Annotated in this window: 8 protein-coding genes and 1 pseudogene; 6 read left to right on the top strand and 3 right to left on the bottom strand. The window is 65.3% G+C overall.

Going from position 1 to position 9,977, the window contains the following annotated elements:
- Positions 1 to 393: 393 nt before the first annotated feature.
- Complete coding sequence (locus ACIRRA_RS44910) at positions 394 to 933, bottom strand: GNAT family N-acetyltransferase (protein ID WP_402781926.1); 540 nt, start codon at positions 931 to 933, stop codon at positions 394 to 396.
- Positions 934 to 1,299: 366 nt separating this feature from the next.
- A pseudogene (locus tag ACIRRA_RS44905) lies at positions 1,300 to 1,614 on the bottom strand (transposase family protein); the annotation flags it as partial.
- A gap of 120 nt (positions 1,615 to 1,734) precedes the next feature.
- Between ACIRRA_RS44905 and ACIRRA_RS44900 the strand changes: the two are divergent.
- The 5 genes from ACIRRA_RS44900 to ACIRRA_RS44880 all read left to right on the top strand — a co-directional run bounded on the left by ACIRRA_RS44900 (position 1,735) and on the right by ACIRRA_RS44880 (position 8,289).
- Positions 1,735 to 2,628: an alpha/beta fold hydrolase gene (locus tag ACIRRA_RS44900; protein WP_402781922.1), complete on the top strand. Its 894-nt coding sequence runs from the start codon at positions 1,735 to 1,737 to the stop codon at positions 2,626 to 2,628.
- Positions 2,625 to 3,572: an alpha/beta fold hydrolase gene (locus ACIRRA_RS44895; RefSeq protein WP_402781919.1), complete on the top strand. Its 948-nt coding sequence runs from the start codon at positions 2,625 to 2,627 to the stop codon at positions 3,570 to 3,572. Before ACIRRA_RS44900 ends, ACIRRA_RS44895 begins: the two co-directional genes overlap by 4 nt.
- A gap of 1,818 nt (positions 3,573 to 5,390) precedes the next feature.
- Positions 5,391 to 6,614 (top strand): IS110 family transposase, encoded by a 1,224-nt coding sequence (locus tag ACIRRA_RS44890; protein WP_402781916.1) that lies wholly within the window; start codon positions 5,391 to 5,393, stop codon positions 6,612 to 6,614.
- Between the two features lie 86 nt (positions 6,615 to 6,700).
- Positions 6,701 to 7,474 (top strand): transposase family protein, encoded by a 774-nt coding sequence (locus tag ACIRRA_RS44885; RefSeq protein ID WP_402781913.1) that lies wholly within the window; start codon positions 6,701 to 6,703, stop codon positions 7,472 to 7,474.
- Positions 7,475 to 7,788: 314 nt separating this feature from the next.
- Positions 7,789 to 8,289, top strand: a complete 501-nt coding sequence (locus ACIRRA_RS44880) for a nitroreductase family deazaflavin-dependent oxidoreductase (protein WP_402781910.1) — start codon at positions 7,789 to 7,791, stop codon at positions 8,287 to 8,289.
- A gap of 184 nt (positions 8,290 to 8,473) precedes the next feature.
- Here the strand turns inward: ACIRRA_RS44880 and ACIRRA_RS44875 are convergent, their stop codons facing one another.
- Positions 8,474 to 9,061 (bottom strand): TetR/AcrR family transcriptional regulator, encoded by a 588-nt coding sequence (locus tag ACIRRA_RS44875; RefSeq protein ID WP_402781907.1) that lies wholly within the window; start codon positions 9,059 to 9,061, stop codon positions 8,474 to 8,476.
- 124 nt (positions 9,062 to 9,185) lie between these two features.
- Here ACIRRA_RS44875 and ACIRRA_RS44870 point away from each other — a divergent pair, with 124 nt between their 5' ends.
- Entirely contained in the window at positions 9,186 to 9,692 is a 507-nt protein-coding gene (locus ACIRRA_RS44870; RefSeq protein ID WP_402781905.1) for a hypothetical protein, read from the top strand.
- Positions 9,693 to 9,977: the final 285 nt, after the last annotated feature.

The following is a 9,977-nucleotide window of genomic DNA, read 5'->3' as shown; positions in this document are numbered from 1 at the left end:
CGGGACGCCGACAGCTTCAGGATTCCGGGGCCCAGGTATCGCCACGGATTGAAACTTGGATTGCCGCAAGCGATTCGCCGCTGGCGACCCACGACCTAGGCAGATGCCGGATCCCCATCCAGACGGAGCTCTCAGTGCCGGAACGGGCGCCCACTGGACATCCGCTATAGCCGCGTCCCGCGCTGACCGAGGCGGCCACCGCGGTGCGGCCGGCGGCGAGACCGGCGGCGGCCCAGAGGTATCCGCTAGCCGCGATCGGATTGGCAGAGCCGGACACGACGGCGTCGGCCTACGCCGCGCTCGCGGACCTCGATGGGCGGGCCCGCTGCCGCGCGATGTGGTTGGGGGTCCCGGATCGGCCGAGAATTGGGCGGATAGGCCAAGCCCTGCTGCTCAGTCAGGGTGCGAGACCAGGTATGTCAGGGGGCCTTTGGTGTCGGCCCGCAGGCTGTGGTGGCGTAGCCCGATGCTGGTGGCTACCCGGAGCGAGGCGATGTTGTGGGGCCGGATGGTGGCCCAGATGCGGGGTATACCGGTGTGGAGGGCCTCGGCGAGTACTGCAGCTGCGGCTTCTCGGGCGAAGCCATGGCCCTGGTGGGATCGTCGGATCTCGTAGCCGATTTCGGGTTCTGCGTTGCCGGTGCGGCCGGGAAAGATCCCGCAGTTGCCCAGCAGCAGCCCGGTGTCGTGCTCGCGGATGGCATACCAGCACAGTCCGGTCGCGGCGCGAGTCGCGATTCGGCGTTCGATCCACTCGCGGGTCTGTGCGGGGTTGGTCAGGGGGCCTTCGCCGATGGTGTGGGTTTCGGGGTCGCTGAAGATCTCGTGCAGCTGTGTGGTGTCCGCGTCGGTGAACAGCCGCAAAGCCAGCCGGGGCGTGTCGATCGCTTCATCCATGGCGGATCTGAAGCCGTGCAAGGAAGGTGTACTCACCTGCTGAACAACTCCTACTCGATTGTGGACTGGTGAGGCCGAAAACGGGCGGATATTCCGTGGACCGCTGGTGGGTTTCCGAGTAACGGCCGGTCCGGTGGCGCGCAATGCCTGAACAACTCCTACCAACGACTGATCTCCTGGAGCCCGGCAGGCGCTCCACCTCCGCGCCCGAGTTCAACCCGCAGCCTGGATCACTGTCATCTCGATCGCCAAGCCCGATCGAGAGATCGCGGGGTCCGCTCTCCAGCAGCACCCTTGGGTGCATGACCACCAATACCTCCCCGAACACCACGAGGCTGTGGCCGACTGGTCGATGACAGTGAGCCTTTGTCATCCTCGGGCGGTGGCCTGAAGTTCTCGGTTCTACAGGACGTGGATGGCATTGACGATGCGACCGGCCTTGAAGGGACAACAGCGGAGTTTCCTCAGGATCTTCCAAGTCTTGAGCTGGGCGAATGCCCGCTCGCCTCGGCCTCGTAGCCGGGCATGAGCGCGGTTGGCGTTCTTCTGCGATTGCGGCTTGTCCCGCCCCTTGTACGGCGTCAGGACACCCTCGACGCCCTGATATCCCTTGTCGGCCAGCACAATCCATCCGTGCGCGGTGAGTTCGTACGCGATCCGCCAGATCCACGCGGCCCTGCTGTCGTGCACACTGCCCGGCAAGGCCGACGACACCCACTCACCCATCATCACCTCTTCTCGCTCGCTTGAGCATCGCATCGATCCCAATTGAAAACAGGCAGCCTGTTTACTAATTTGGTCGGGTACCTACTGTCACTGACTCGGGGGAGCTATCAGATGACGAACATCTCGACCGATGCACGCGCCGGCTGGCGTGACAGCAACCTCGGCACGCGACGCGAAATCCGGCTGCCGTCGGGTCCGCTGGATGTCTTCGACCGCGGCAACGGAGATCCGGTCGTGCTGGTTCACGGATTGGTGGTGAACGCGAACCTGTGGCGTGGAGTTGTTCCAGTGCTTGCACGCATATTCCGTTGCGTGACAATCGACTTGCCCTTCGGATCACACCGTGTCTCGATGCCCGACACCGACGTGGATCCGCCAGGGTTGGCCCAGTTGGTCATCGAGACGATCGAGGAGATGGAGCTGGGTCCGGTAACACTCGTCGGCAACGACAGCGGCGGTGTGGTCTGCCAGTTGGTGGCCGCGCGACGCCCGGATCTGGTCGCACGGATGGTGCTCACCTCGTGCGACGCATACGACAATTTTCCGCCGAAGACGTTCGCCTATCTCAAACTGGCCGCTCGTATACCCGCAGGGATGGCGATACTGGCTGCGGCACTGCGCTTCCGAACCGTCCGGGCACTTCCTGTAGCCTACGGCTGGTTGAGCCGAGCCCCCATCGACCACCGAGCGAGCGACTCCTACGCGCTGCCCGCCGGCGTGGCTCGCGATATCCGCGACGACCTGCGCCGGGTACTGCGTGGGCTCGACAAGCAGCACACCATCGCCGTAGCCAAGACATTCGCCGATTTCGACCGACCCGTGCTTCTGGCGTGGTCAGACGCCGATCGGTTCTTCCCCACCCAGCATGCTCACCGATTGGCCGCAGACTTTCCCGATGCCCGTATCGAATGGATTCCCGGCGCGCGCACTTTCTCACCCGAGGATCAGCCCGCACTGCTGGCGAACGCCGTCGCGTCGTTCGTCACCGCCGGAGATGCGTCATGACCGCGCGTGACATGCCCGCGGCAGACGGTGTCGAACACCGGTATATCGATGTCGGCGGACTTCGGATGCACGTGGCTCTCGTCGGGGCGGGCGAACCCCTGGTGTTGCTGCACGGCTGGCCACAGCACTGGTGGCAATGGCGCCACATTATCGGCCCACTGTCCCAGCACTATCGGGTCATCTGTCCCGACCTGCGAGGACTCGGCTGGACCGATGCGCCACCACACGGATACACCCCGGCCACCATGGCTGATGACATCATCGGACTGCTCGACCGGCTCGGAATCCAGCAGTTCCACGTCCTCGGGCACGATTGGGGCGGGCTGATCGGATACCTACTCGCCCTGCGCTATCCGCACCGCGTCAGGCGCTACATCGCTCTCAACACCGCCAGCCCGTTTCTCCGACCGACTCCGCGGGTCCTTGTCGGCGGCCTGCGGCTGTGGCACATCGCCGCCAACGCGGCACCCGTGCTCGGCCCATGGATTGCCTCGGCGGCCATGCCGAAATGGGCCCTGCGGCACTGGGTATATCGGACCGCCTCGATGACACCCGAAGACCGACAAACCTTCACCGAGCAGTTCGAGGAACCCGCACGCGTACGGGCAACCGTCAGCTACTACCGCAACCTCGTTCTCCGAGAAATTCCACGACTGCTGGCGGGACAGTATCGATGGTCCCGGCTGACCGTCCCGACACTGGTACTGGCCGGTGATCGCGACCCGCTGTTTCCCGTCAGCGCCCTCAGCGAATTCGGCTCGCGAGCAACGGATCTGCAGGTCGTAGTCATGACCCATGTCGGACACTTCCCAGCAACCGAACAACCTCACCGGGTAGTCGACCACACCATGCGATTCCTCACCCGACCGGCGAGGCCCCACCCTCCGACGGGACCGGCGCCGTATACAGCTACGGCAGAAACCCCGACGGGACGTGGAGCATGAACGGCAAACTCTCCTACCAGCAGCGAACATTCGTGCCTCCACTGCTGTCACCAGCAATGCACGGCCAGGTCTCGAGCACAGCCGCGGACAGGATCGGTCGCACCGTCGACGCCGAGATCGGCTCGGCGATACCGGATTGCACCACCTCAGCGGCCAGATCGCTGCTCGAACACCGCGATAGCGACACCCCGGTCCCGGCCGGCAACTGGCAGTTCAGCGCTTTGATCTCGGCGCGCTGCACGACCGCGAAACGGGGCGGCTGGCCCGAACAAGATCCGGTAGCTGTCGTCACCTGCGACCCGGCGCCATACCGCTCCCGACCATCAGAGCCACCATCCAACGCTGAAAGTCACTCCCGGCCTTGGCAGTGCGGTCCTGGAATCGGAGTTCCCGACCTGAACACCGCACCCTTCAGGTCCGGCAGCCCCACAGGTGTGTGCGAATTCGGTCTGCCTGGTTCGATATTGCTCGATGAGTGAACCACGACGGTCGTATGCCGGTCTCGTTGGAACGGCCGCGGGTGGCGTTCTCAGTGTCATCACCGATCTCGCTCTTGCCCAACAGGATCCGGACCGCCGAGTAAGGTCCTATGCGGCGGGATTAGTAGGCGCCGCAGTTGTGTATCCAGCTGCCCGCCTGGGCCGGCCCGCCGATTCGGCAGCGTCTACCCGCGAATGGACAGCAGCAGCTGCGGCAGCCGTTGTTCTCATGGGTGCGGTCGTCTTGCCGCAGCGGTGGGCGGCCAGAATGACAGCCCTCGGATGGCTTGCGCATGCAGTGTTCGACCACGTGCACGAGCGAGGCAGATCATCACGACTGCCCGGCTGGTATCCCGCACTGTGCGCTGGCTACGACATAGGCATAGCAGTACTTCTATCGTCGGACTTGCCGCGGGAGCGAGCGACGGATCGATCCGGTCGGTGAAGTCGGTGCGGCTGCGTGCGGCTTTGAGCGCTTGCAGTTCGGTCAGGGCAGGTGGCCGCCCGCCGACGCGGCCGCGGGGGTTACTGGAGTTCGACCACTGCTGCTGGCCGCCCAGTCACCGGGCACCACCCCGAGCATCGCTCTGGCCGTCGAAAACATCTCGGCCGGTGCGTGGAATCGCTACCACCGAGCATCGCTGATCGGCCAGCATCGTCCTCGCCGTGATCGAGGTCGTGCGACTCGCGGCCGGCACCGGAACGATCGCCGCGGTCTACCTGGTCCGCGTGCTGGTCATGGCAGCGATCCTCACTATCAAGCTCCGCGTCGACGCCGCACTCTCAGCCCACGCTGCTAGGTTAAGCTCAAGGGTCCGGCGAGACGAGGAAGTGGTCGGCGGGAGTCAGCAACCCGGGCAGTTCCGGGGTCAGCCAACCGCCCGCCCCCAGACGATGAGTACGCCGTGGGTTTGCCCGTCGTAAACCGAGATCGGCGTCACAGATATGACGTCCCACCCCGACCACTGCGCCAGTTGCAAGTCGAATTCCTTGGTCCCTCGCTTTCTGAGGGCTTCGCCCGACACTGAGCCCTTTTCATCCTGACTGGATGTTGTTGGTGGGCAATGGAACTGGTGACGGCGCGCCTCCGCCTAATGGGAGCTACCGAGTGAGCCGGTGAGGCAGACTCGGTGCCGGTAGCCGCCAGCAGGTGAGCACTCACTCAGCCTGAACTTCGAGTTCTGGTGTCAGACCGTGCCCCTGCCGGTGGTCCGGGAGCAGTACAGCTGATGGGATGTCGTGCCCGCCAACATGTTTGGCGTGAGCACTGGTCCATTAGGGCGCTGTGTCTCCCGGCGGCTCGCCATGATCCCCGGAAACGGCATGTCAGGAGCACGGATTGTTGTTCGTTGGAGACGACTGTGCCGAAGATCATCACGATGTGGAGGTGCAGGACGAGACCGGTCTGACCTTGAAAGCGGCCCGGCTGTCGGAGGGTATGGAGGGCATGACCCGGCTGCATGAGTTGATCGCCCGGTTCCTGCCGGACAGATCCGATCCCGGGCAGGTGCTGGTGTGTATCGAGACCGACCGCGGCCCGTGGGTGCGGGCCCTGGTCGCCGCCGGGTATCACGTATACGGGGTCAACCCGAAACAGGCTGCCCGCCACCGCGAACTGCTGTCGCTCTCGGGTGCCAAGGACGACAAGGCCGATGCCCGCACTCTGGCCGACATGCTGCGCACGCGCCGGCATCAGCTGCGCCAGGTGGCCGCGGACTCCGACATCGCTGAAGCGGTCAAGGTCTGCGCCCGTGCTCACCAGACGTTGATCTGGGAACGGACCCGGCACTTGCTGCGGTTGCGGACCGCGTTGCGGGAGTACTTCCCCGCCGCGCTGACCGCCTACAAGCCCCTCGGCCTGGCCGGCACCGACACCCTCGAACTGCTTTGCACCGCATCCGATCCCGCCTCGGCGGCCCAGCTGACGGTCGAGCAGATCACCGCGGCGCTCAAACGGGCCCGCCGCCACGACACTGCCGCCAAAGCGGCCACCATCGCCGCGACACTCGGTGCTCCCGCTCTCGGCCAGCCGACCATGGTCACTGCCGCCTACGCGGCATCGGTGCGGGCGACCGTCGCGGTCCTGACCACCCTCAACGAGCAGATCAACATGATGGAGGACGAGGTGAAGGCGTTTTTTGGCCGGCACCCGGACGCTGAGATCTACCTCAGCCTGCCCGGCATGGGGCCGATCACCGGCGCCCGGGTGCTCGCCGAGTTCGGAGACGCCACAGGGCGTTACGCCGACGCCAAATCCCGCAAGAACTACGCCGGAACCTCACCGATCACCCGCCAATCCGGCAAAACCAAAACCGTGCACGCCCGGTTCATCCACAACGACCGCCTCATCGACGCCCTGCACCTACAGGCCGGTGCAGCGATCCTGCACGACACCGCCTGCCGCGCCTACTACGACGAACTACGCGGCCGCGAAGTCGAACACAGCGCCGCCCTGCGCCAGCTCGGCAACCGGCTCGTCGGCATCCTGCACGGCTGCCTGAAAACCCGCACCACCTACAGCCAGACAACCGCCTGGTCACACCGACGACAGCTAGCCGCTTGACACCCAAGCTCCAGGGATGTCTGACACGAGGAAACCCTTGGTAGGACGGCTGTCGACCAAGACATGCTGTACACCAAGGGCTTCCGTTGATGTTCTACCGTTCCGCGCTGCCGTTGTCACGTCAGACCCTCCACTTCGTCGCTGGGCTGATCCGCCGGCACCGCCGCGCGATCGGCTCGGCCTGGCGCAAGCTCGACCCTGGCCGCCAAGCCCTGCTCGTGCTGGCCCATCTGCGCAAAGCCGAAACCTATGCCGACATCGGGGCCGGGTTCGACGTCTCGACTACGACCGCCTGGCGCTACATCACCGAGACGGTGGAGCTATTGGCGGCACGTGCGCCGAAGCTGAGATCGGCGCTGCGGCAAGCGCGCAACGACGGGCACGCCTATCTGATCCTGGACGGCACCCTGATCGCGATCGACCGGGTGGCCGCCGACCGGCCCTACTATTCGGGCAAGCACCGCCGCCATGGGATGAACGTGCAGGTCATCGCTACGCCCGACGGAGACATCGTGTGGGTGTCGGGGGCGTTGCCCGGCAGTGTGCACGATGCGAAGGCCGCTTGGATCTGGCAGATCATGCGCGAGCTCGAGCGCTGCGGGTTGATCGTGTTGGCGGACAAGGGTTATCAGGGTGTCGAGGGTCTGCACACGCCCTACAAGGGGCGTAACAAGCCGGAATCGCAGAAGCAGGCCAACCGGGCTCACGCGAAGTTGCGTGGCCGCGGCGAGCGCGCCAACGCGCAGCTCGAGAGCTGGAAGGTGCTGCACAAGCTGCGCTGCTGCCCGCATAAGGCCGGGGCATTGGTCAAGGCCATCCACGTCCTACAGGACCGCGAACTTCAGACCGAACAAGGATGAAAAAGGCTCAGTACCGTCGACGTCGATGCGCATGATCGTCAACCTAGCCCGCACCACCGACAGCGGGACATCTATGACCACCTCGGACGGTCGCTCATCGGCTAGCGGACGTTCTGCACCGCACCAGGTTTCGGCCGCCGGTGCCTCGCGCTGGCCGGTTCGGTCAGCGCGGTATGCGGCAAGAGCGGATATTCCAGATCTGGATGGCGGGGCGCTGCCGGAATGTACCGCGGCGACTTTGGACTCTATATCTGGAGTTCCATAGTGGGCAGACTAACGGCGCATCGGACAGCCGCAGTAGAGAGGTGCCCGGCATGTGGCCATATTCAGCGGATCGTTTGCGGGCCATGTACGTAGGCGGGCGGGCCAATGCCACCGCGCGACGCTTCGCCCGACTGTGGTCGATGGTCTTCGCCCTGGGCTTGCAGCCGCAACGTTGGATCAGTCTGGAAGTCGTCGGCCGCCGGTCCGGGCAGCTGCGGCGTTTCCCGGTGGGAATGGCCGACTGGAACGAGGACTGGTACCTGGTCTCGATGCTGGGCGAGAATTGCGATTGGGTACGCAACGTGCGGGCCGCGCACGGACAGGTTGTGCTGCACCGCGGCCGTCGCCGCCCGGCTCGTCTGGTCGAGGTGCCAGTGGCCGAGCGCGCCCCGATCCTACGGCGCTATCTGGCGACGGTGCCCGGCGCACGTCCACATATCCCGGTGGATCCCCGCGCCGCGCTTGCCGACTTCGAGGCGATCGCGCCGCGCTACCCCGTTTTCCGGGTCGAGCCCGAAACCCCACCACGACAACCACGAATCACCGAGTAGGACAACGCCATGACCGAGACCAGGCTGCCCGCACCAGCCGGGCCGCACCACGGTGGACATCGGCAATAGCGAACGTTCCGCCGGCCTCGGAACGGCCAGTTGGTCTTCCGATGCCCCTGGCTGGCCGATTCGGTCAGCGAGGTATGCGGCAATGTAGTGCGTTTGCCGCGTCGCTCGCTCGGCGTTAAGGGACTAGCGCGTCGACGACGGCTCGTATCCGTGCGTCCCTGTCGCGGGGCAGGGCTAGCGGTCCGGCGAGATGCTCGGTCCAAGCCTGTAATTGTGCTGCGCCGCAGAACAACAGCGCCAATGCCCAGGTATCCGCCTCGGGGGAGAGTGCGCCGGTCGACTGCCACCCCGTCAAATACGTGGCCATGGACTCCACGGCTAGTTGAGGTCCGGTGTCCTGAGCGGTGTTCGTGGCTCGGTAGGCGTCTAGAAGGGTGGTGTCGGAGACTGCGCCGGCGATGAGCGGGAGCGAAGCCGCGTAGTAGTCGATTGCCTTGTCCCCGACCGTGATCAGCGCGGCGCATAGGTCGCCGCGGTGAGCGGTCGGCGGGGTGAGGGCGGCACGCCAGGCAGCCAATTCGGGCAGGTCGCTCGATAGCAGGGCGGTGAGCAGGCCCAGTTTGCCGCCGAAGTTCTTGGTGATCGAGCCCTCTGCGGCGTCTGCGGCCACGGCGATTTCGCGCGTGGTCAGGCGGGCGATGCCCTTCTCCCGCAGGAGGCGTGCAGCGGCATCGAGGATTCGCTGCCGGGCCGGTGGCGCCATCGGTGATCTCCCTCGGTCGGCGTGACCCCACCCGTTGACAAGTGAGGTGCGTGCGCACCATAGTAGCGCCATTACAGAATGACGTGAGTGCGCACCACACTTTGCTCGACCTCAGGAGGAACACATGGACGTCGACACCCTCATTAATGTCGGATTCACCGGAATCGAACGCTTCGCGGTCGGTGTTGTCGCCGCCGGAGGGCTGATCATGGTCGCTGGAGTCCGGCCGTTACTGCTGGCTGCTCAATCACCGGGGACGGCACCGAATGTCGCCCTGGCTGTTGAGAAGATCTCGGTCGGGGCGTGGACCCGCTACAACCGCGCTTCGCTGATCGCGAGCATCGGCCTCGCGGTGATCGAAGTCGTGCGACTCGTCTCCGGCACCGGGCCGGTCGCTGCGGTGTATTTCGCCGGCGCTCTGGTCATGGCAGCAATCCTCACTGTCAAACTCCGCGTCGACACCGTCCTCGCCGCGCGCGCTGCCAGCGGCGCAGATAGCGTCAGGGGCAGCTCCTCAGGCGGAACACACACCAATGTCGATCTCGACCGGACTCATGCCCTAGTCGAGCGACTCTCGGCACCCTTGCTCCTTATCGCGGTACTGCTCGCCCTACTCCCAGTCCTGCGCTGAGCCGAGATTGCTTCGGCCCATTGATCTTCCGCCGAGCCACGCGGCCGATTCGGAGCGTGCGGATCGCTGCAAGAAGGTGCGTTCGGCCGGCTTCGGATCGGCACGGCCAGTTGACCTTCGCCTACCCAGCGCTGGCCGGTTCGGTCAGCGCGGTCAGCGGCATTGCAGGGCGTAGCCCGGACGGCCGCCCGCAGATGTCAGGGCAGCGGCGCACCCGTCCGATGAACATAGATCCGCACTTCAGCGATCGCCGCCAGTTCGAGTAGACGATCGACCTTGTCTGCC

Origin of the sequence: Nocardia sp. NPDC101769 (genome assembly GCF_044766925.1) — a bacterium.
Classification (GTDB): domain Bacteria; phylum Actinomycetota; class Actinomycetes; order Mycobacteriales; family Mycobacteriaceae; genus Nocardia.
Note: the sequence above shows the minus strand (reverse complement) of the source record. Positions and strands in the feature narration are given on the sequence as shown.

What these genes read in the sequence shown, in the direction of transcription:
- ACIRRA_RS44900 (WP_402781922.1), top strand. Translation starts at nt 1,735, where the DNA reads ATGACGAACATCTCGACCGATGCACGCGCCGGCTGGCGTGACAGCAAC.
- ACIRRA_RS44895 (WP_402781919.1), top strand. Translation starts at nt 2,625, where the DNA reads ATGACCGCGCGTGACATGCCCGCGGCAGACGGTGTCGAACACCGGTAT.
- ACIRRA_RS44880 (WP_402781910.1), top strand. Translation starts at nt 7,789, where the DNA reads ATGTGGCCATATTCAGCGGATCGTTTGCGGGCCATGTACGTAGGCGGG.
- ACIRRA_RS44875 (WP_402781907.1), bottom strand. Translation starts at nt 9,061, where the DNA reads ATGGCGCCACCGGCCCGGCAGCGAATCCTCGATGCCGCTGCACGCCTC.
- ACIRRA_RS44870 (WP_402781905.1), top strand. Translation starts at nt 9,186, where the DNA reads ATGGACGTCGACACCCTCATTAATGTCGGATTCACCGGAATCGAACGC.